The organism is Neisseria sp. 20925_1_37, assembly GCF_041433255.1.
GTDB classification, from domain to species: Bacteria; Pseudomonadota; Gammaproteobacteria; order Burkholderiales; family Neisseriaceae; genus Neisseria; species Neisseria flavescens_D.
Genome location: NZ_JAPWBC010000002.1, coordinates 151,549 through 172,943 on the forward strand (window position 1 = coordinate 151,549; position 21,395 = coordinate 172,943).

A 21,395-nucleotide genomic window follows, 5' to 3' on the forward strand; every position below is an offset into this window, starting at 1 on the left:
GTCTGAATGTTCAGACGGCCTGTTCTTTAATCCCTTGCTAATTTAGTGCAATAGTTCTAAAATTTTAATAAAGAAACAAAATTAGGTAGTAAAGGCACACATCCGTTTTTTTGTTTACTTGAGAAGGAGTTTATGAATGAAACATTCTAAAGTTTTACTATCGGGTATTCTGTTTGCTGCTGTGACTGCATGCGCCCAAACGACGGGCGGTAGCTGGAGCGCCTTGCAGGATACGAAAACAGGTGTGCAGTCGCGACCTTATTATGAATTTGGCAATGTGGTTCAGAAGATTTCTTTTAAGAAAACCGGCAATCCGGAAAATGGTCTGAAAAAGCCTGTCTTGACGGTGTATCGCCAAGGCAAGCTGTTGGGCGAAGTATATAATTTGGAAGCCTCTCATGGCAGCCCCTTGTTGCCAACCCTGTTTCTGGTAAACGGCAAGTCATTAAATGTAAATGACGGCAACGATAAAAAACAATTAGCTTCTGCGAAGAGAATCGATTTTTACGATTTCGGCCACGGTCGTATCGGCCATGCAGTCTTTACCGCGCCTAACGGCATCTGTCAGGATATGAAACACGGCAAAGGCGTTTCTTACAAGCTGGTTACCAACTATGTTAATTTTCCGGATTATCCTGCGCCTGAAAATATCTTGATTATCACTGCGCAAGGCAAATATGAGCAAGACGGGTTTATATTGGATGCCACTGAGTCAAGAGTGACCAGTGCCAATAAAGAGTTTGCCAAAAAATATGGCGAAGCCCTGAAATCCAAAAATGGCCCTGAGACCAGGCATGTGAATATGGCCAATGCAGCCAGTGCGGAAAAAGGCAGACTGTTGGCTGATTATATCTGTCAGTAATCATATTAAAGGCCGTCTGAAATTCAGACGGCCTTTTTGAATCATGAATGCATCTCTTGTTCAAACGACAGCAGAATCTGTTTTACTTCATCCGCTTCTTTGACGGCACGGATACTGTCGAACAATACCTGCGCCTGTTCAAACTCTTTTTTCATCATGCCCAGCCATTGTTTCAAACGGGCAACCGGATATTTGTTGTTGGCCTCTTTGGCAAGGCATAAGTCGAAGAACTGGACTATCCATGAGGAAACTTCGGCAAAGTCGGTGTCTTTCACTGTTTCGCCGTTTTCATATTGCTTGATTTGCCGTGCCAAGTCTGGACGGATAACCGCGCCGCGCCCGAGCATCACGCTGTCGCAGCCGCTGACGGTTTTAATGTCGAGATAGTCTTGAAGGCTGAACACATCGCCGTTGGCAGTAACGGGAATACTGACTGCATCGCGGATTTTGCGCACCCATTCCCAATGAGCCGGCGGCTCGTAGCCTTCGACTTTGGTGCGCGCATGGACGGTTAATGCGCATGCGCCGCCGTTTTCAATCGCGGAGGCGCATTCCAATGCCAGACTTTTGTCTTCATAACCGAGCCGCATCTTGGCAGTCAGCGGAATGTGTTGCGGCAGGCGTTGGCGCAGGGTGTGGACGATGTGGTAAATCAAGTCGGGCTCTTTGAGCAAGACTGCACCGCCTTTGTGTTTATTGACCGTCGGCGCGGGGCAGCCGAAGTTAAGGTCGATTTTGTCCGCACCGAAACGCACGGCTTCCAAAGCATTAACGGCCATGTTTTCCGCATCGCTGCCCAAAAGCTGGACAGTGCAGGGCGTACCGGCCGGCGTGCGGTTGGCATGGGCGATTTCGGGAACATATTTAAGCCAAGTGGCGCGTGAGTGGACCGTGTGCGTAATGCGGACAAATTCGCTGACGCATTCGTCAAATCCGCCGATGCGCGTCAACAAGTCGCGCATCACATCGTCCACCAGCCCTTGCATGGGGGCAAGAATAAGCTGCATGAGTCAGGCCGTCTGAAAAAAGGAGGACATATTGTAGCGGTATATCGGTTAAAATACACTCTTAAATCATGTTTTGCCTAACTTAGAATGAATCCCATAAATTTTATTTACACAAAATTTTGCTAGTTTGTAGGTAAGTTGGGAGTCATCCCATTAAGGATAATTATGAATTCAACTATTAGCTTGCTTATCCTCGCCAAAAATGAGGAAAAAAATATTGGGGAGTGCATTAAAAGCTGTACTTTTGCCAATGAAGTTATTGTTATTGATGATCATAGTAATGATGAAACTCCTATAATTGCTGAAAGTTTAGGAGCTAAGGTAATTACTAGAGATATGAATGGAGATTGGGGAAAACAACAAACGTTTGCGATAGAGCAGGCAAAATCAGATTGGATTTTCTTTATTGATGCTGATGAACGTTGTACGCCAGAGTTGTGTAAAGAAATTGAAGAGGTTGTTGCGCAAGGACAGCCTTTTGGTTATTGGGTAAAACGTCTTAATCATTTTCAACGGAAATTAGTACGTCATGGTTCTTTAAGTCCTGATTGGGTTTGCAGGTTGATGCCAAGAACAGGTAGTTATGTAGAAGGGGTTGTACATCCTAAAATAGTCCATCAGCATGGTAATAAGAAGCTTCGAGCTCCTATGCTTCACTATACTTATGAAACATGGGAACAATATTTGAGAAAGATGAATCAATACTCTACGCTTGCAGCTGAAAAGTATAAGCAAGAGGGTAAGGCTAGCCGTCCATTTTTTGATTTGATTTTGCGACCATTATTCGCTTTTATTAAAATGTATTTTTTAAAGAGAGGATTTTTGGATGGGATGCTGGGCTATACTCTGTGTAAAAATTATGCAAACTATACAATGAATAAATATGTGAAATTAAAGTACCTTCTTTCGAAAAAATAGATGTTAAGTATTAGATAATACTAAGAGGTCACTTAAGATATTTATTTGGGTAAAAAATGGTTACATTATTTAGAGTGTTCTATAATTCCAACTATGTGTAATTTTATTTCGGTGAAGGCCGGATTTTGGGAGTTGTTATGTCAACTATGTTTTTTATCCAGTTTGCCGTTGTGCTGCTGTGTATCCTGATTGGTGCGCAGGTTGGCGGTATTGGTTTGGGCGTGCTCGGCGGTATCGGCTTGGCCGTATTGTCTTTTGGTTTCCATCTTCAGCCGACCAGCCCGCCGATTGATGTGATGCTGATGATTATGGCGGTAGTGTCTGCCGCGGCGGCCATGCAGGCCAGCGGCGGTTTGGACTATATGATTAAGATTGCCACGCGCGTGTTGCACCGCAATCCGAAATACATCACCTTTATCGCACCGGCGGTAACTTACACCTTTACCGTCTTGGCAGGTACGGGCCATGTGGCTTACTCGGTCTTACCCGTGATTGCCGAAGTCAGCCGTCGCAATGGCATCCGTCCTTCCCGTCCGCTGACAATGGCGGTTATCGCTTCCCAATTTGCGATTGTCGCCAGCCCGATTGCCGCCGCCGTTGTTGCCTGCGTCACCATGCTTGAGCCGCAACACATCACGATGGCGGACGTGTTGAAAGTTACCGTTCCGTCCACGATTTTGGGTATCGGTTTGGCTTGCGTGTTCGTAAACAAACTGGGCAAAGAATTGAAAGACGATCCGCATTATCAGGCTTTGCTGAAAGACCCGAACTATGTGAAAGAATACATCGATGTGGAGGAACAACAAACCGATGTCGCCATTTCGCCGAAAGCCAAATTGTCGGTCGGTATTTTCTTGACTGCGGCATTGCTGGTGGTCGTGATGGGTGCGCTGCCTGAGCTGCGTCCGGCTTTTGAACACGATGGCGCGATCAAGCCTATGGGCATGGCGCATACGATTGAAATTGTGATGTTGTCTGCTTCTGCGCTGATTATTTTGGCGTGTAAACCCAATGGCGATGCGATTACCCGAGGTTCGGTATTCCATGCCGGTATGCGAGCCGTGATTGCGGTGTTTGGCGTGGCTTGGTTGGGCGATACCTTGATGAACGGCCACTTAACAGAAGTGGAATCGACCGTCAGCCATTTGGTTGAATCTGCACCATGGACCTTTGCCTTTGCCCTGTTTGTCTTGTCGGTATTGGTCAACAGTCAAGGCGCGACAGTGGCGACGCTGTTCCCAATTGCCATCAAACTGGGTATTCCTGCGCCCATCATTATCGGCACATTCGTTGCGGTAAACGGTTATTTCTTCATTCCGAACTACGGCCCGATTATTGCCGCTATCGACTTCGATACAACCGGCTCGACCAAAATCGGCAAATTTATCTTCAACCACAGCTTCATGATTCCGGGCCTGTTGAGCATGGTATTCAGCTTAGCCATCGGTTTGTTGTTGGTTCAGCTGTATTATTGATAGGCTGAAAAATAAAGGCCGTCTGAAATTAAATTTCAGACGGCCTTTTTGATATTGTTATTTGGGAGCTTAATTGCAGTATTTATTAACGTCGTTTTGGTATTGCTTAATCAGGCTGTCGCGATTGGCCAAGCGCGCGCTTTCGGCGACTTGACGGTTGATTTTGGCGATTTTGCAGTTTTCCAGCTTGTTTTGGCGGTTTTGCTCTTCGATTTTTTTATTGCGTTCTTCGATTTGTTTGTTTTGTTCCGCGACCTGTTCGTTGGGCTGCTCGGCAACCGGTTCAGATGCTGCAACAGCAGGCGCAACGGCAGGTTTGACGTTGTGCGTACGGATGTTGACCACGCCGGAACGCTTCGGTTGCAGACGGTTTGGCGTATCGGAATAGCTGTTGCCCGACGTGCCTTTCCAAGTGTACACCTCGGCCGCGCCGGTCAGGGCGGTGGAAGAGAGAAGGGCTGCTGCCAGACAGGTTTTGAGTACGGAAGATTTCATGGGTTTCCCTTATGTAAATGATGTTCTCATGCGGCTTATTTTACTTGAAACTGCAATGCGTTGGCATATTTTTGTACGCTAAATCAGATCATGTAAAAAAATAACGTTAAAACATGTATTGCCAATGTTAGCATCAAGCCGGTGTGATATAATGCCGTGCATCTTGCACAAACTGAAAGACCGAGCATCATGCGTATTGTAGAAAAAGCCTATACTTTCGACGACGTTTTGTTGGTTCCAGCGCACTCAAACGTGCTGCCTCGAGATGTCAAACTTCAAACCAAACTCACCCGCGATATCACGCTCAACCTCCCTCTACTTTCTGCTGCAATGGATACCGTTACCGAAGCGCGTCTGGCCATCTCAATGGCTCAAGAAGGCGGCATCGGCATTATCCATAAAAACATGACGCCGGAGTTGCAAGCGCGTGCCGTTTCCAAAGTGAAGCGCCATGAGAGCGGCGTGGTGAAAGATCCCGTTACCGTTGCGCCGACCGCATTGATCCGCGAAGTCTTGGAAATGCGCGCACAACGCAAACGCAAAATGTCCGGTCTGCCTGTTGTTGAAAACGGCAAAGTAGTCGGTATCGTGACCAACCGCGACCTGCGTTTTGAAAACCGTGTCGATCTGCCGGTTTCTGCCATCATGACTCCTCGCGACCGTTTGGTTACCGTTCCTGAAGGTACCAGCATCGATGAAGCTCGTGAAATCATGCATGCGCACAAAGTTGAGCGCGTTTTGGTATTGAACGACCAAGACGAACTCAAAGGTCTGATTACAGTTAAAGATATTCTGAAAACAACCGAATTCCCTAATGCCAACAAAGATGCCGAAGGCCGCCTGCGCGTCGGTGCTGCAGTGGGTACCGGCGGCGATACCGAAGAGCGCGTCAAAGCATTGGTAGAAGCCGGCGTGGACGTGATTGTGGTCGATACTGCCCACGGCCATAGCCAAGGCGTGATCGATCGCGTGCGCTGGGTCAAAGAAACTTATCCGCACATCCAAGTCATCGGCGGCAACATCGCGACTGCCAAAGCCGCTTTAGATTTGGTTGCTGCCGGTGCGGATGCCGTTAAAGTCGGTATCGGCCCGGGCTCGATTTGTACGACTCGTATCGTGGCAGGCGTGGGCGTGCCTCAACTGACAGCGATTCACAATGTTTCCGAAGCCCTGAAAGGTACAGGCGTTCCCCTGATTGCCGACGGCGGTATCCGCTTCTCCGGCGATATTGCCAAAGCTCTGGCAGCAGGTGCATACAGCGTCATGCTGGGCGGTATGTTTGCCGGTACGGAAGAAGCACCGGGCGAAATCGAACTCTACCAAGGCCGCTCTTACAAGTCTTACCGCGGCATGGGTTCGTTGGGTGCGATGAGCCAAGGCTCTGCCGACCGCTACTTCCAAGACAAAACCGACAGCACAGACAAATATGTTCCTGAAGGCATTGAAGGCCGCGTTCCCTACAAAGGTCCGATTGTGAACATCATCCACCAGCTGACCGGAGGTCTGCGCTCCAGCATGGGTTATTTGGGTTGCGCCAATATTGCTGAAATGCACGAGAAAGCAGAATTTGTGGAAATCACTTCTGCCGGTATGAGCGAATCTCACGTTCACGACGTACAAATCACTAAAGAAGCACCTAACTACCATCGTTAAACCAGTATAAAAAGGTCGTCTGAAAATATTTCAGACGGCCTTTCTGTTTTTATAAGGTTTTAAAAATGAAGCAAATATTGCTTGCTGACGTTATGCTTGGTATTTTGGGCGTGGTATTTGCAGAATAGTTGGGAAGACAAACGCTTTATGCGCTCAAACCAGGGTTTATCTGTTGAAATGACGCGTATCAACTAGTACGTTTTGAACTGAGCGATTAAACCGAGTTTCAGACGGCCTTTTAAAAATCGTATTACAATAAGCCAAAATTAAAAACACATTCCATTATGTCCAAAAAAATCCTGATTATTACCCCAAGCTGGATTGGCGACTGCGTCATGACCCAACCGCTTTATCGCCGTTTGCATGAGCTGCATCCCGGCTGCACCATTGATGCTTTTGCGCCCAAATGGTCGATGGCCGTATTTGAGCGTATGCCTGAAATCAACCGTGTGATGGAAAATCCGTTTGGACATGGTGCGTTGGAATTGAAAAAACGCTGGCGTATCGGGCGTGAATTGGGAAAAGAAGGCTATGATCAAGTGATTGTTTTGCCCGGTTCGCTCAAATCCGCCATTATTGCCTTGGCTACGGGCATTAAACAGCGTACGGGCTACGTCGGCGAGTCACGCTATTTTTTACTGAACGATATCCGTAAGTTGGATAAGGCAGCATTGCCTCTGATGGTTGACCGCTATACTGCGTTGGCGCATCCGACCCAAGAGGATTTTAACGGGCATTCTGATAATCCGTGTTTTAAGATTGATCCCGAAAGCCGTCAAGCCGCTTTGGCAAAACATGGTCTGACGACAGATAAACCGATTTTGGCATTTTGTCCCGGTGCGGAATATGGCCCGGCCAAGCGTTGGCCTGCGCGTCATTTTGCCGAACTCGGCCGCCGCTATTTAGCCGAGGGTTGGCAGGTTTGGCTGTTTGGTTCGCAAAAAGATTTCGATATTGCAGATGAAATCAACCGACTTTCAGACGGCCTGTGTACCAATCTTTGCGGCAAAACCAATCTTCCGGAGGCGATTGATCTGTTGTCTTGCGCCGATACGGTCGTGTGCAACGACAGCGGTCTGATGCACCTTGCGGCCGCGCTTGATCGGAAATTGGTTGCGGTTTACGGCTCATCCAGCCCTGACCATACGCCGCCTCTAAGCCAAAAGGCAAAAATCGTCAGCTTGAATTTGGATTGCTCGCCTTGTTTCAAACGCGAATGTCCGTTGGGGCATACGGATTGTTTGAACAAACTGACGCCGGATATTGTGCAAAAAGCGGCGGAAGAGCTGGCTCGTTCGGCGTAATCCAATAAAGATTAGATGAAAAACAGCAAAGGGCGGATTTGAATCTGCCCTTTTGGTTTTTCGTTTCTTTTATTTTTTAATAAAAGGCCGTCTGAAATCATATTTCAGACGGCCTTTTTTGGTTTGAAATCAATACATTTGATTATTTTTGATGCAGATTATAAACGTATTCCACTTCTTCGCGGCTGCCCATGAATACGGCAACACGTTGGTGCAGGCCGGTAGGTTGGATGTCGAGCATGGCTTTGATGGCGTTGTTTGATGCGCCGCCGGCTTGTTCCATAAGCAGGCTCATCGGGTTGGCTTCGTACATCAGGCGCAGTTTGCCCGGTTTGGATGGATCGCGTTTGTCTTGCGGATACATGAATACGCCGCCGCGCATCAGGATGCGGTGGATTTCGGCAACCATGCTGGCTACCCAGCGCATATTGTAGTTTTTGCCGCGTACGCCGGTTTCGCCTGCCAGCAATTCGTCAATGTATTGTTGAACAGGGGCGAACCAATGTCTTTGGTTGGACATATTGATGGCGAATTCTTTAGTAGGTTCGGGAACGCGCGGATTTTCTTTGGTTAGCAGGAATTGGTTGGCATCGTCCAGAGTGAAGACGAACACGCCATGACCGACAGTCAGTACCAGTTGGGTTTGCGGGCCGTATAAAACATAACCTGCAGCTACTTGGTCGCGGCCTTTTTGTAGGAAGGACTCGGTAGTCAATGCGCCTTCAGGTTTCGCCAAGATGGAGAAGATGGTGCCGACGGAGATGTTGACGTCGATATTGGAAGAGCCGTCCAACGGGTCAAACAATACCAAATAGCCGCCGTTTTCGTGTGTGGCGACATAGGTGTCTTCTTCTTCGCTGGCAAGGCCTGCGATGTTGGCATTGGCTTTTAAAACATCAATCATGATGTTGTTGGCGATGACGTCAAGTTTCTTTTGGTCTTCGCCTTGGATGTTGCCGGTACCTGCCATGCCCAAAACGCCGGAAAGCGCGCCGAGGCGGACTTTGGCGTTGATGTCCAAACAGGCGGCGGCTACGGATTCCAGTACGCCGGCCAGCTCTTGCGGCAGTTTGTGTTCGGGCAGGTGTTGGGCTAAGAATTGGTTCAATGTCTTCATGGTTTCACTCTTTTCCTAAGTTTGAATCAGGTATTTTTCAATTTCAGGCCGTCTGAAAACGGCGTGTTCATTTGGTTTTGCTCTCGGCCATGCCTAAAACTTCTTTTGTGCAGGCGATGCTGGTGTCTTTGATGCGTTTTTTCAGCTCGTCGCTCATGGAGTCGCTGCCGCCCAAAAGTGAGGTCGCTTCTTCAGGATTGATTTGGTCAACTGTTTTTTCGCCGATACAGCGGCAGATTTTTTCAGTGGTTGCGGAATCAAACGGGCTTTTTCCGGAGGCTTTTTCCACGCAGGCTTCGGTTGCCGAGCGGACAAATTCGGTGCGGAAACTTTGGGTAAATTCTTCTTTAAATTCGTTTTTTACTGATTCGCTGCACGCGCAAAGCAGGAGTGTGCAGGCTAGGGGTGTGCGTATATTCATGAGTGGACGGCCGTTAATTGTTATGTTGTGAATTGTAGTGGAAAAAGGCTTAAGTATAAAGGGTTAAGGCCGTCTGAACAGGCGTGGCGGAAAAATTGAAGCGCTTGGGTATAGGCTCAGACGGCAGCGTTTATTTCGTTTTGTTTTCCAATACATAATGCGCGCCGGCATCTTGCGCCAAAATTTTGGAAAGTTCGGGCAGATTGTTTTGCAACTGTTCGGCAAGCATATAGGGCGGGTTGATGACGAACATGCCGCTGCCGTGCATACCGAAGCCGTCGCTGCGCGGCGTATGGACATGAAGCTCGGCGTGCAGATAATTGTCGGGAGCGATTTTTTTGAGTTCGTCCGGCAGTTTGCGGCTTTCTTCACGGCTCAAGCAGGGATACCAAACCATGTAGCAGCCGGTTTCAAAGCGTTTTAAAGCATCTTTTAAGACTTGGACGACACGGCGGTAGTCTTGTTTTTCTTCGTAGGGTGGATCAATCAAGACGGCGGCGCGGCGGGGCGGAGGAGGCAAGAGTGAAATCAAACCTTGATAACCGTCCGCTTGGCTGACCTGTACTTTGCGCGGCGGACGGACTTCGCGCATATTGTTTTGCAAATGGACAAAATCTGCAGGATGCAACTCAAAGAGGCGCATTTTGTCGCTGTCGCGCGTGAATGCCTGTGCCAGCCAAGGCGAGCCGCAGTAAAGGTTGCCTTGCGGCAGTATTTGTTTCAGACGGCCCACAAATTCGGCCAATTCGGCAGGCAGCTTGTCAGCTTGTTCCAAGAGCGCAATGCCTTGTTTGTATTCGCCGACTTTTTGCGCTTCATCGCCGCTCAAATCATACAAACCGGCACCGCTGTGCGTATCGATATACCAATAGGGCTTGTCTTTACGGTTGAAATATTCGAGGACGAGGAAGAGGGTAAAGTGCTTGAGCATATCGGCATGGTTGCCGGCATGGAAGGCGTGGCGGTAGCTGAGCATGATCGGGCTGCGGAAATAAAAATCCGATTATACCCCAAACCATCGCCATCACCGCTTTCAGACGGCCTTTGTGCCTGGAAAATGCTACAATATCCGCCTTATCGTACCATCGGAAAGAAGACATCATGTTTACAGGCATCGTACAAGGCATGGGCAAAATTACAGACATCGCCCAACCTTCGCCCGACTTTCGTACCCACACTGTCGAGTTGCCCCCCGAAATCGCCGACAATCTGCAAATCGGCGCTTCTGTCGCCAACAATGGCTGCTGCCTGACCATTACCCGAATCGACGGCAACAAAGTCAGCTTTGATTTGATGGACGAGACCTTACGTAAAACCAATCTCGGCAGCTTGAAAGTCGGCGACAGTGTCAATTTGGAACGCGCGGCACGATTTGGCGATGAAATCGGAGGCCATGTGATGAGCGGCCATGTGATGGCGGTTACCCGAATTTCCCGTATCGAATCCAGCGAGTTCAACCGTACAGTTTGGTTTGAGCTGCCGGAAAACCTCAAGCCCTACATCTTGACCAAAGGCTTTGTCGGTTTGGACGGTTGCAGCCTGACCATAGGCGAAGTCAGCGACAGCGAATTTTGCGTACACCTAATTCCGGAGACTTTGGAGCGTACCCTGTTTGGCAGTCACAAAGAAGGCGACCTCATCAATATTGAAATCGATCCGCAAACCCAAGCCGTTGTCGATACCGTGATGCGTGTATTGGCTCAAAAGGCCGTCTGAAAAAAAAGAAAGCCAAAATGAAATTATCCAATTTTTTGAAAAAAGCGAATTCCGTTTTAAACCGTCTGGATTTAATCCTGCCTGACGAAGCCGGTAAAACCGACTGGCGCGCTTTGGCCTACCGTTGGCACAGTGTGGGCAAAAAAGGTATTTTGGAAAGCCTGCCGCGTCCGCATACGTTTCCTTTGAGCAGATTGGCGGCAGTCGGTTCGCAAACCGACCGGCTGAAACGCAATACCGAGCAATTTTTGGCAGGTCGTCCGGCAAATAATGTCTTGATGACCGGCGCGCGCGGTACGGGTAAATCCTCCTTGGTTAAAGCGTTGTTGCACGAATACGCCGAGCGCGGCCTGCGACTGATTGAGGTGGACAAAAGCGATTTAATCAGTTTGCCGGCTTTGTTGACGCTGTTGTCCGAACGTCCCGAGAAATTTATCGTTTTCTGCGATGATTTGTCGTTTGAAACCGGCGATGAAACCTATAAAGCCTTGAAAACTGCTTTAGACGGCGGACTGTCGCAACGTTGCACCAATGTTTTGGTTTATGCCACTTCCAACCGCCGTCATTTAATTCCCGAATACATGGATGAAAACGGCGGTACTACAGGCACTCGTGGAGAAATTCATCAGAAAGAGGCTGTTGAGGAGAAAATCTCCCTTTCCGACCGTTTCGGTTTGTGGCTGAGTTTTTATCCTTTCGACCAAAACGATTATTTGACCGCCGTAGCCAACTGGTTGGAAGATTTCAATGTGCCTTTTGACGATACGGCGCGCCAAGCCGCGTTGCAATGGGCGCAAATGCGCGGCAGCCGTTCGGGCCGCTCGGCATGGCAGTTTGCCTGCGACTGGGCAGGCCGGTTGCCGGAAGAAAGAGTGCTGGATTAAGGCTGAAAAAGTAAAGGCCGTCTGAATATGGTTTCAGACGGCCTTCTTGTATTTTTATTTATCCATCAACGTAAGCATGAAGACAACCATTGCTGGCGTTGGCGCGGATTGAGCAGATGATAGAGGCGGTATTGGATTTCCATTTCATCCACCGCATAGTCCATGCTGGAGAGGTAGCGGTTTTCAACATAATCGCGGGCGGCGTTTGAGTCGAATGAATCACCGGAAAGGATTTTGATGATGGTTTGACGGCGGTTGCGGTCGGAGCGTACGGTTTTGCGGTAGGCTTTATCGTTGATTTGTTTGAAGTCGGTACGCAGGCGGCGCAGGGCGGCGTGTTGGTCGGCGGATAAATTAAGCTGTCGGATGTCGCAATTCGGGTGGAAGTCGTCCAAAGTGGCCAGAAACGGACCGGCATGTGCAGGCAGGCTGGAACAGAGTAGGGCGAGTGCTAAGAAAATAAAAGTCGGATAGCGGGAAAGTGCAACAGACACGGTGTTTTCCTAATGTTTCATCAGGTTTGGAAATATAACCGATAAGCGTGTGAAAGGCAGTATCAATGCAGTTAACTTTTGTTAATGATGTTAGATTTTTTTGCACATGTATGTAATCTAATAATTTATTTTCAAAGCCTTACTATGTGATTATAAGTTTCATTAATGTATATGAAATGTAAATTCATAAAAATGACGGCAGAGACGTTGTCGGCAGCATACAACATAGGGTTAAAAATGCGATAATGACAAAGGAACACACTTTAGGAGAATAAACATGACCGACTACCGTATTGCACCCAGTATTTTGTCTGCCGATTTTGCCCGCTTGGGCGAAGAGGTTGCCGAAGTTATCCGCGCCGGTGCGGATTTGATTCATTTTGACGTGATGGACAATCATTATGTGCCGAATCTGACTTTCGGCCCTATGGTTTGCGCGGCTTTGAAACCGTATGCAACCGTGCCGGTCGATGTGCATTTGATGGTTGAGCCGGTGGACGATTTGATTCATGAGTTTGCCAAAGCCGGTGCCAATATTATTACTTTTCATCCCGAAGCCAGCCGCCATGTCGACCGCAGTTTGGGTTTGATTAAAGAATACGGTTGTCAGGCAGGTTTGGTATTGAATCCTGCAACGCCGGTCAATATTTTGGAAAACGTTTTGGACAAACTGGATATGGTGTTACTGATGTCGGTCAACCCGGGCTTTGGCGGACAAAGCTTTATCCCGAATACGCTGGTGAAAATCCGCAAAGTGCGCGAGATGTTGGACGAGTATGAACGGCAAAGCGGCCGCCATATCGCATTGGAAGTCGATGGCGGCGTGAAGACAGACAATATTGCTGAAATTGCGGCGGCAGGTGCGGATACGTTTGTTGCCGGTTCGGCGATTTTTGGCAAAGCGGATTACAAAGCCGTTATCGATGAAATGCGTCAACAGTTGGCGCAAGTTGGATAACTAAACAGGATATTCTTGGTTTCCAAACTTTAGAATAATCAATGTGTAATATTAAAGGCCATCTGAAATGATTTTCAGACGGCCTTTTGTTTTAGCCTAAACCCTTACAGCGGCCATTTCAATGCAGGATTACTTTCAATGATTGCTTTGAATTGGTTTTGAATACGCTCAATCGCTTCTTGCGTATCCGCTTCAAAACGCAATACCAAAATCGGCGTGGTATTGGAAGCACGCATCAGGCCGAAGCCGTCAGGGAATTCAACGCGCAAGCCGTCGATGGTGATGATTTCGGTCGCACCTTCAAACTTGGCATTGGCAGCCAGCTCTTCAATCACTTTGTGGCCGTTGCTTCCTTCCGGCAGGTCGATGTTGAGTTCCGGAGTGGAAATGCTTTGCGGCAGCTTGTTCAACACTTCGGACGGATTGTCGAAGGCAGACAGGATTTCCAAGAGACGTGCGCCGGCATACATACCGTCGTCGAAGCCGAACCAGCGTTCTTTAAAGAAAACGTGGCCGCTCATTTCGCCGGCCACCAGTGCGCCGGTTTTTTTCATGGTGGATTTGATGAAGCTGTGGCCGGTTTTTTCCATCACAGGTTCGCCGCCGTGTTCTTTAATCCAAGGGGCGAGCAGACGGGTGGATTTGACGTCGAAAATCACTTTGGCTTTAGGATTGCGGCTCAACACGTCTTGCGCGAAAAGCATTAATTGGCGGTCTGGATAGATGATGTTGCCGTCTTTGGTAACCACGCCCAAGCGATCGGCATCGCCGTCAAATGCCAAGCCGATTTCGGCATCGCTGTTTTTAAGCTCGACGATGAGGTCTTGCAGGTTTTTCGGTTTGGAAGGATCGGGGTGGTGATTAGGGAAATTGCCGTCCACTTCGCAGAAAAGTTCGGTCACTTCGTTGCCCAAGCCTTTGTAGAGTTTACCCGCGAATGCACCGCCGACACCATTGCCCGCATCGATGGCGATTTTCATCGGGCGTTTGAGCTTGATGTGGCCGACGATGTTGTTGTGGTATTCGCCGGAGATGTCTTTTTCGGTTACGCTGCCTTGTTTGTCGGCAGCAACAAAACCGTCTTTTTCAATAATGGCTAAAAGTTCTTGAATGGCTTCGCCTGCGAGCGTGTCGCCGCCGAGCATCATTTTGAAACCGTTGTAATCGGGCGGATTGTGGCTGCCGGTAATCATTACGCCGCTGCCGCCGCATTCGTTGATGGCTGCGAAGTAGAGCATAGGGGTGGCAACCATGCCGACGTTGAGGACGTCGATGCCGCTGTCTGTAAAACCGCGTTGAATTTGTGCCATCAGGCCGGGACCGCTCAAACGGCCGTCGCGACCGAGTGCGATGCGGGTAATGCCTTTTTCTAAAGCTTTGGTGGCAATGGCTTTGCCAATTAAGTAGGCAGCTTCGTCGGTCAGGGTTTTACCGACGATGCCCCGGATGTCGTAGGCTTTGAAAATGTCGCGGGCGATATTTGCCATGTGGATTTCCTTTGAATTTAAGGGAAAATAATAGGCGTTATTTTAACACGGCTAAAAGGCCGTCTGAAGAATTCAGACGGCCTTTTGTCGTTACATCAAAGAACAGTGTTGTTTGGACGAATCAATTGTTGAAAGTGTTGCACTGGTTGATATCGCCGCTTTCCAAGCCGCGCTTGAGCCAAGTCATGCGTTCTTCGGACGAGCCATGGGTAAAGCTGTCGGGAACGACATAGCCCTGAGCCTGTTTCTGCAAGCGGTCGTCGCCGACGGATTCGGCGGCCAGCATCGCTTTTTGAATGTCTTCGGCTTTGAAGATGTTGTTGTTGACGGCGTAGTGTCCCCAAATACCGGCGAAACAGTCGGCCTGCAATTCGAGTTTGACGGAAAGGGCATTGGCCTCTTTCTTGCCGACTTGCTGCTGCATTTTGTGGACTTTAGGCAGAATGCCGAGCAGGTTTTGAACGTGATGGCCGACTTCGTGGGCAATAACGTAGGCAAATGCAGCATCGCTGGCGGATTCGAGCTTGGTGCGCATGTCTTCGTAGAAGCTCAAATCCAAATAAACTTTTTGGTCGCCCGGGCAGTAAAACGGGCCCATGGCTGATTGGCCCGTACCGCAGGCGGTGGATGTACCGCCTTCATACAACACCATGGTTGCCGGCGTATAGCGTTGGCCGTGTTGTTGGAAATATTTGCTCCATGCTTTTTCCGTATCGGCAAGGACAACACGGGATAGTTCGTTCAACTCGGCTTCTTGTTGGCTGTCGAGTCGGGTAGCTTGCTGGGTAGGAATGCCCATCGAAGATGAGCCGCCAACCAAACCGCTCAAATCCACGCCGTAATATGCACCGACCAAAACCACGATAATGCCGAGTATGCCCGGCGTTTTACCGCCACCGCCGCCACGGCTTCCGCGGCGATCTTCGACGTTTTGGCTTTGTTCACGGCCTTTCCAATCCATAATGCGTATCCTGTGTAGTTTTCATGCGGCGGATTATACTATGGAATATCAAATGTGTTTGATCGAATTGTGAATATTGCTTGAGGCCGTCTGAAAATGCGACATCGGGAAAGTGAAAACGGCAGTATCTTTCAGACAGCCTTGGGGTTTGTTAGAATGAACAAACCTACTATTGGGAGATATAAGATGAAAGTCAGCAGTAAAGCTATTGTCAACGGCGAATTTGAAGACAAATACGGCAAGCGCGGCAGTCAGTTCAGCCCGAGCGGTATGCCTTCTTATTCGATTCCTTTTGAGATCGAAGATGCGCCGGAAGGAACAAAATCGTTTGCCGTGGTGTTGGAAGACAAGGATGCCATTTCAGCATCGGGTTTCGTATGGACGCATTGGTTGATTTCGGATTTGAAACGTACTTCCGTGGCAGAAAATGAAAGTATTTCTGCAACAGATTTTACGCAGGGTGCGAACACTTGGGCGAGCGCATTGGGTAAATTTGAAATCGAAGAGGCTTCTTTTTACGGCGGTATGGCGCCACCGAACAACCGCCATCGTTATGAACTGATTGTGTACGCGCTGGATACTGTTTTGGATTTGCCGCGCGGTTTCCGCTTTAATGAGCTGCATTTTGCCATGCAGGGTCATGTGTTGGATTCTGCATGCGTGGTCGGTACTTATGATGTGTGACGGTATGCGTCATTATTGAAAAACAGCCTGTCCGGTTTTAATTCGGACAGGCTGTTTTTATGGGAAATCAAATCAATTAAACCACTTCGGCTTTAGTGATGATGACAGGTTCGCTCGGTACGTCGTCGTGGTAGCCGTGACGTTTGGTAGAAACGCCTTCGATGGCATCGACAACGTCAAAACCGTCAACGACTTTACCGAATACGGCATAGCCCCAGTCTTGAACGACGGTTTTGCCGTACAACTCTTTAGAACGGAAGTTCAGGAAAGCGTTGTCGGCAGTGTTGATGAAGAATTGCGCGCTGGCAGAGTGAGGATCGGAAGTACGCGCCATGGCGATGGTGTATTTTTCGTTAGGCAAACCGTTGGATGCTTCGTTTTGAATCGGATCGCGGGTTTCTTTTTCGTTCATGTTTTCATCCATGCCGCCGCCTTGAATCATAAAGCCTTTGATGACGCGGTGGAAGATTACGCCGTCGTAGAAGCCGTCTTTAACGTATTGCTCGAAGTTTTTAGCAGTAACGGGGGCTTTGTCGAAATCGAGTTCGATTTTGATGTCGCCTTTGTTGGTGTGCAGGATAATCATGGGTTTCCTTTCGTTAGAATCCGGTTTTGAATCATTCGTTAAATTGTGTCTGAACGAGAAACTTCAAGGCCGTCTGAAAAATATTCTTTCAGACGGCCTTGTTGTTTGGGTCGATGGTTTACATCAGTACAACATAAGCCCACAGAGCAACCAATACCACGCAGAGGATGTTCAGCAATAAGCCGACATTCATCATTTCGCGTTGCTTAATCAAGCCTGTACCGAACACAATCGCGTTAGGCGGTGTGGCAACCGGCAACATGAAGGCACAAGATGCGCCGACACCGATAACGAATACCAAGACTTGTTCGGGCAGACCCATTTGCGCGGCAATGCTGGCGAAAATAGGCACAAGCAGGGCGGCGGAAGCCGTGTTACTGGTGAACTCGGTCAGGAAGATAATGAAGGTCGCAACCACGAAAATCACCAGCAATGCAGGAGAATGGGAGAACGTAGAAGCAACTTGCTGACCCAGTGCTTCAGATGCGCCGGAAGATTGCAACAACGCGCTCAAGCTGATACCGCCACCGAAGAGCATCAATACACCCCAGTCGGTATTACGGGCAACTTCTTTCCATTGCGCCACGCCGAATACAACGACGGCAACGGCAGCAATCAGGGCGATAACGGTGTCGGGGTTGGAAATACCGAATGCGGCTTTGATTTTGGAGCTGAATACCCAAGCGATGGCTGCGGCCAAGAAAATCAACAGCGCGATCACGCGGTGCAAAGTCCAAGGGATAGATTCGGCTTTAACTTCCACGCGCTCGTTCAAATTAGGTTTGAGGATGACATACATAGAGAACAGCATCAGCGGCAGAATCAATAGCATCATCGGCAGACCGAGCTTCATCCAGCCGACGAAGTCCAAGTTCAGCGCTTTGGCAGCAATCATGTTCGGCGGAGAACCAACCACAGTGCCCAAGCCGCCGATACTGGCGCAGTAGGCGATGCCGAGCAGGACGAAAACATAGGTTTTGCGTTCTTTTTCTTGATCGAGGTGGCTCATCATACCCATGGCCAAAGGCAGCATCATGGCGGCAGTCGCAGTGTTACTGATCCACATAGACAGGAAGGCGGTAACGGCAAACAGCATCAACACGGCAACTTTCATATTTCCGCGGGAGAGGCGCAACAGGCTGACGGCGATTTTACGGTCGAGACGCTGCATGTGCAGGGCGGTTGCAAGCGCGAAGCCGCCGAAGAAAATATAAATCGTCGGGTCGGAGAAACCTGCCATCGCTTTTTTGATGTCCATATCCGGGAAGCCGAGTACAACGGCAAGGATAGGGATCATCAGTGCGGTAACGGTAATGTGTACGGCTTCGGTAAACCAAAGTGCCGCAACAAAAATCAACAACGCGATACCTTTGTTGGCATCGGGGCTGTAGGGAAGGATGTAATAAATGCCGAAGCAGACAACAGCAGAGATAATGGTCGTCAGCAGTCCTTTAAAGTCGGTAATCGGCTTCTGTGCACTGAGAAGCTCGACGTTTTCCGGATGCTGAGTTTTGTCCTTTGCGTGCAGATCCATAGAATGTTCCTCTGAAATTTGCTGGTTTTTCTTTTACGCTTGTGCCGGCCGTTTTCAGACGACCTGACAGCGACAGTATATTTGTAATTTAATGTAGTGTAAATAAATTGTAAATTATTTTTTAAAATAAAATAAAAAACGGACAAGCAGCAGGAAGGCTGTTTGTCCATTCGATTAGGAAAGTGATTGGATTTTAAATGTTTTGTGTCGGGTTGCCTTGTGCTTTAACCAGCAGGCTGCACACGGCCAAAGCGGCCGCAGCCAAGAGCGCGCCTGCAATGCCGATATTGGAAAGGCCGAACCAAGTGGTCACATAATGTCCCAAAAGCGCACCGCCGCCGATGCCGACATTGTACAAACCTGAATAAATCGAGTTGGCTACATCTGTTGCATCCGAGGCAAATGCCAAGACTTTCGACACCATGCCCAAGCTGACGATGACGATGGCCACGCCCCAAACAAACACCAGCGCATACACCGCATAAGGGAAAGAGGCAAACGGCAGAAGCAGAAGGGCGGAGAGCAGGATGACCGCCACTGCGCCGAGCATAAACAGGCGTTGCGATTTGGCAAACCATTTGCCAAACAAGTAAGAAGCGGCAAATCCTGCCAAACCATACAGGCTTAAAACGATGGTGACTTGTTCAGCCTTAAATCCGCCAACTTGCAACACAAAAGGTTCGATATAGCTGTATGCCGTGAAATGGGCTGTAATAATCAACACCGTCATGGTATAAAGCAACATCAGGTTGCGGCGTTTGAACAAACTCGGCAGGCTGCTTAAAGAGCCGGTATTTTGGCTGGGTAAAGCAGGCAGGTTTTTAGCCAACACCAGCATTACGCCGGCAGCACAGACGCCGATCAGCAGGAAGCTGAGCTGCCAGCTGAAATATTGTCCGACCACGCGTCCCAACGGAATACCCAATACCATCGCCAAAACCGTACCCGTACTGAGCAGGCCCAAAGCCTGATTGGTTTTGCCGGTGGGTGCAAGCCGTACCGCCAAAGAAGCCGTAATCGACCAAAAGACAGCGTGTGTCAGCGCAATACCAATACGGCTGATCAAGAGGATGTTGAAGTTCCAAGAAAAGAACGACAGCGCGTGGAATACGACGAATAATGCAAACAACGCCAGCAATAATTTGCGCCGTTCGATGTTTTTCGTCATCAGCATCAGCGGCAGCGATAGGAGCGCAACAATCCACGCATACACCGTGATCATCATGCCTACTTCCGTTGCCTGCATTTTGAAGCTTTGGCCAATATCGCTCAAAAGCGCAATCGGAATGTATTCGGTGGTATTGAAAATAAACGCCCCCACCGCCAGAGCGCATACGCTAACCCATTGTTTGAATGTTGAAGTCATTATTATGTCCGTTTGATGAAGCAAAAGGCGTTATTGTACACCTATCTGCATTTTTCAGACGGCCTTAATGAAGAATTTGCAAGCTGTTTGTGTAAGGAGTAAAGTATTTGGCAACCATATTTGATTTGTGTGAATGAAAGGAAATACAAATGCAAACTGTTACCCTCAACATCGACGGCATGACCTGCGGCGGCTGCGTGAAAAGCGTAACCCGTCTTTTGGAAGGCGTAGAAGGCGTGGAAAAAGCAGAAGTCAGCTTGGAAAACAAAAATGCAGTGATTACTTTTGATGAAAGCAAGACAGATACCGATGCGCTGATTGATGCCGTAGAAGACGGCGGCTACGATGTGGCTTTGTAACCGATAAGCGTATTTTGAAAAGGCCGTCTGAAACGCTTCAGACGGCCTTTGTCTCTTGATAACTTACTTTTTGCCATTATTTGGATTACACCGCCACACGGGTAAACAAAAGTTTTCGCGCATATCTGAAGCAAAGCGGCGGCAAGTGGCTGCCGTATTACGACGAGGCCTGTACCAAACCGTTAGCGGCCGACTAAGGCTACCTGAAACTTTTCAGGTAGCCTGTTTCTATTCTGCCCAAGCCGCCTAACGCTCCTCTAGCCCGGCCAAAATCGCACAATCCGGGCAGTCGTCTCCCGCGCAGGCATCGTGCCAACGTTGCAGCTCGGCCACCATGCCCTGCAAGCGTTCGATTTTGGCTTCCAGCTCGGCGATGTGCCGCGCGGTGAGCGTTTTCACTTCGCGGCTGGTACGCTGCGGGTTGTGTTGCAGGCTCAAAAGCTGCCCGATCTGCGGCAGCGAAAAGCCCACTTCCCGCGCATGGCGGATAAAGCGCAGCCGGACAAGGTCGGCCTGTCCGTAGCGGCGGTAGCCCGCTTCGCTGCGCGCGGCCGGGGCGATTAGGCCGTGCTTTTCGTAGTCGCGGATTTGTTTGGCGGAAAGGCCGCTCTCGGTCGCGGCCTGGCTGATGTTCATCATGATGCTTGACCTTTACTTCGGGTAAAGCTTTATAGTGGCGGCACTTAGCGGGAAAGCAAGAGCAGACCCATCATTTCAGGTTACCTGAAAGCTTTGGCTGCAACGGGCTTTAAAACCTCAGCCTCATTCCAACAGAAAGGAAACCCTATGCAAACCATCACATTAAACATCGAAGGCATGACCTGCGGCGGCTGCGTGAAAAGCGTTACCAGCATCCTCGAAGGCGTAGAAGGCGTGGAAAAAGCAGAAGTCAGCTTGGAAAACAAAAATGCAGTGATTACTTTTGATGAAAGCAAGACAGATACCGACGCGCTGATTGATGCCGTAGAAGATGGCGGCTATGATGTGGCTTTGTAACCGATAAGCGTATTTTGAAAAGGCCGTCTGAAACGCTTCAGACGGCCTCTGTCTCTTGATAACTTACTTTTTGCCATTATGTCGTTTTCGTTTGATAATATATAAACACGAAAAACAC

At 49.0% G+C, this 21,395-nt stretch carries 23 protein-coding genes; 11 read left to right on the forward strand and 12 right to left on the reverse strand.

Going from position 1 to position 21,395, the window contains the following annotated elements:
* The first annotated feature begins 136 nt into the window (after window positions 1–136).
* Entirely contained in the window at window positions 137–862 is a 726-nt protein-coding gene (locus O3661_RS02220; RefSeq protein WP_371492153.1) for a hypothetical protein, read from the forward strand.
* Window positions 863–903: 41 nt separating this feature from the next.
* On the opposite strand, the gene O3661_RS02225 is transcribed toward O3661_RS02220, so the two are convergent.
* A complete protein-coding gene (locus tag O3661_RS02225; RefSeq protein ID WP_371492154.1) occupies window positions 904–1,869 on the reverse strand; it encodes a tRNA dihydrouridine synthase in 966 nt (321 codons plus the stop codon).
* A 165-nt stretch (window positions 1,870–2,034) separates the two neighbouring features.
* On the opposite strand from O3661_RS02225, the gene O3661_RS02230 reads away from it, so the two are divergent.
* Both O3661_RS02230 and O3661_RS02235 read left to right on the forward strand, forming a co-directional pair.
* Window positions 2,035–2,787: a glycosyltransferase family 2 protein gene (locus tag O3661_RS02230; protein WP_371492155.1), complete on the forward strand. Its 753-nt coding sequence runs from the start codon at window positions 2,035–2,037 to the stop codon at window positions 2,785–2,787.
* A gap of 146 nt (window positions 2,788–2,933) precedes the next feature.
* Entirely contained in the window at window positions 2,934–4,262 is a 1,329-nt protein-coding gene (locus tag O3661_RS02235; protein ID WP_371492220.1) for an anaerobic C4-dicarboxylate transporter family protein, read from the forward strand.
* Window positions 4,263–4,331: 69 nt separating this feature from the next.
* Here O3661_RS02235 and O3661_RS02240 read toward each other — a convergent pair whose 3' ends face one another.
* Window positions 4,332–4,757 (reverse strand): DUF4124 domain-containing protein, encoded by a 426-nt coding sequence (locus O3661_RS02240; RefSeq protein ID WP_371492156.1) that lies wholly within the window; start codon window positions 4,755–4,757, stop codon window positions 4,332–4,334.
* Window positions 4,758–4,946: 189 nt separating this feature from the next.
* On the opposite strand from O3661_RS02240, the gene guaB reads away from it, so the two are divergent.
* Together guaB and waaF are read left to right on the forward strand one after the other, a co-directional pair.
* Window positions 4,947–6,410: an IMP dehydrogenase gene (gene guaB / locus O3661_RS02245; protein ID WP_003678893.1), complete on the forward strand. Its 1,464-nt coding sequence runs from the start codon at window positions 4,947–4,949 to the stop codon at window positions 6,408–6,410.
* Between the two features lie 284 nt (window positions 6,411–6,694).
* Window positions 6,695–7,714, forward strand: a complete 1,020-nt coding sequence (gene waaF, locus O3661_RS02250; protein WP_371492157.1) for a lipopolysaccharide heptosyltransferase II — start codon at window positions 6,695–6,697, stop codon at window positions 7,712–7,714.
* Between the two features lie 142 nt (window positions 7,715–7,856).
* Here waaF and O3661_RS02255 read toward each other — a convergent pair whose 3' ends face one another.
* The 3 genes from O3661_RS02255 to O3661_RS02265 form a co-directional block, all read right to left on the reverse strand.
* A complete protein-coding gene (locus tag O3661_RS02255) occupies window positions 7,857–8,831 on the reverse strand; it encodes a class 1 fructose-bisphosphatase (protein WP_371492158.1) in 975 nt (324 codons plus the stop codon).
* A 67-nt stretch (window positions 8,832–8,898) separates the two neighbouring features.
* A complete protein-coding gene (locus O3661_RS02260) occupies window positions 8,899–9,252 on the reverse strand; it encodes a hypothetical protein (RefSeq protein ID WP_070822287.1) in 354 nt (117 codons plus the stop codon).
* A 130-nt stretch (window positions 9,253–9,382) separates the two neighbouring features.
* Window positions 9,383–10,228: a 23S rRNA (adenine(2030)-N(6))-methyltransferase RlmJ gene (locus O3661_RS02265; protein WP_371492159.1), complete on the reverse strand. Its 846-nt coding sequence runs from the start codon at window positions 10,226–10,228 to the stop codon at window positions 9,383–9,385.
* 125 nt (window positions 10,229–10,353) lie between these two features.
* On the opposite strand from O3661_RS02265, the gene O3661_RS02270 reads away from it, so the two are divergent.
* The gene (locus O3661_RS02270) at window positions 10,354–10,968 is read left to right on the forward strand and encodes a riboflavin synthase subunit alpha (protein WP_371492160.1); all 615 of its coding nucleotides are present in this window, start codon (window positions 10,354–10,356) and stop codon (window positions 10,966–10,968) included.
* Between the two features lie 17 nt (window positions 10,969–10,985).
* On the forward strand, window positions 10,986–11,852 hold the full coding sequence (locus O3661_RS02275) for an ATP-binding protein (RefSeq protein ID WP_049336551.1): 867 nt from the start codon (window positions 10,986–10,988) through the stop codon (window positions 11,850–11,852).
* A gap of 65 nt (window positions 11,853–11,917) precedes the next feature.
* On the opposite strand, the gene O3661_RS02280 is transcribed toward O3661_RS02275, so the two are convergent.
* Window positions 11,918–12,346, reverse strand: coding sequence for a Spy/CpxP family protein refolding chaperone (locus O3661_RS02280; RefSeq protein ID WP_049336552.1), 429 nt, complete (start codon window positions 12,344–12,346; stop codon window positions 11,918–11,920).
* A gap of 277 nt (window positions 12,347–12,623) precedes the next feature.
* Between O3661_RS02280 and rpe the strand changes: the two genes are divergently transcribed.
* The gene (rpe, locus tag O3661_RS02285) at window positions 12,624–13,304 is read left to right on the forward strand and encodes a ribulose-phosphate 3-epimerase (RefSeq protein WP_371492161.1); all 681 of its coding nucleotides are present in this window, start codon (window positions 12,624–12,626) and stop codon (window positions 13,302–13,304) included.
* Between the two features lie 104 nt (window positions 13,305–13,408).
* Here the strand turns inward: rpe and O3661_RS02290 are convergent, their stop codons facing one another.
* Window positions 13,409–14,791, reverse strand: coding sequence for a phosphomannomutase/phosphoglucomutase (locus O3661_RS02290; protein ID WP_371492162.1), 1,383 nt, complete (start codon window positions 14,789–14,791; stop codon window positions 13,409–13,411).
* Between the two features lie 121 nt (window positions 14,792–14,912).
* Window positions 14,913–15,752, reverse strand: a complete 840-nt coding sequence (locus tag O3661_RS02295; protein ID WP_371492163.1) for a neutral zinc metallopeptidase — start codon at window positions 15,750–15,752, stop codon at window positions 14,913–14,915.
* A gap of 186 nt (window positions 15,753–15,938) precedes the next feature.
* Between O3661_RS02295 and O3661_RS02300 the strand changes: the two genes are divergently transcribed.
* Window positions 15,939–16,436 carry a YbhB/YbcL family Raf kinase inhibitor-like protein gene (locus O3661_RS02300; RefSeq protein WP_002232090.1) on the forward strand — a complete coding sequence of 166 codons (498 nt, stop codon included), beginning with the start codon at window positions 15,939–15,941 and terminating at the stop codon, window positions 16,434–16,436.
* 76 nt (window positions 16,437–16,512) lie between these two features.
* On the opposite strand, the gene O3661_RS02305 is transcribed toward O3661_RS02300, so the two are convergent.
* The 3 genes from O3661_RS02305 to O3661_RS02315 form a co-directional block, all read right to left on the reverse strand.
* Entirely contained in the window at window positions 16,513–17,022 is a 510-nt protein-coding gene (locus O3661_RS02305; RefSeq protein ID WP_004519830.1) for a peptidylprolyl isomerase, read from the reverse strand.
* A gap of 118 nt (window positions 17,023–17,140) precedes the next feature.
* The gene (locus tag O3661_RS02310) at window positions 17,141–18,556 is read right to left on the reverse strand and encodes a DASS family sodium-coupled anion symporter (RefSeq protein ID WP_371492164.1); all 1,416 of its coding nucleotides are present in this window, start codon (window positions 18,554–18,556) and stop codon (window positions 17,141–17,143) included.
* A 193-nt stretch (window positions 18,557–18,749) separates the two neighbouring features.
* Window positions 18,750–19,922, reverse strand: a complete 1,173-nt coding sequence (locus tag O3661_RS02315; protein ID WP_371492165.1) for a sugar transporter — start codon at window positions 19,920–19,922, stop codon at window positions 18,750–18,752.
* Window positions 19,923–20,071: 149 nt separating this feature from the next.
* Here O3661_RS02315 and O3661_RS02320 point away from each other — a divergent pair, with 149 nt between their 5' ends.
* Window positions 20,072–20,281: a heavy-metal-associated domain-containing protein gene (locus O3661_RS02320; protein ID WP_004519826.1), complete on the forward strand. Its 210-nt coding sequence runs from the start codon at window positions 20,072–20,074 to the stop codon at window positions 20,279–20,281.
* 246 nt (window positions 20,282–20,527) lie between these two features.
* On the opposite strand, the gene cueR is transcribed toward O3661_RS02320, so the two are convergent.
* Window positions 20,528–20,920, reverse strand: a complete 393-nt coding sequence (gene cueR / locus O3661_RS02325) for a Cu(I)-responsive transcriptional regulator (protein ID WP_371492166.1) — start codon at window positions 20,918–20,920, stop codon at window positions 20,528–20,530.
* Window positions 20,921–21,067: 147 nt separating this feature from the next.
* On the opposite strand from cueR, the gene O3661_RS02330 reads away from it, so the two are divergent.
* Window positions 21,068–21,277, forward strand: a complete 210-nt coding sequence (locus tag O3661_RS02330; RefSeq protein WP_371492167.1) for a heavy-metal-associated domain-containing protein — start codon at window positions 21,068–21,070, stop codon at window positions 21,275–21,277.
* Window positions 21,278–21,395: the final 118 nt, after the last annotated feature.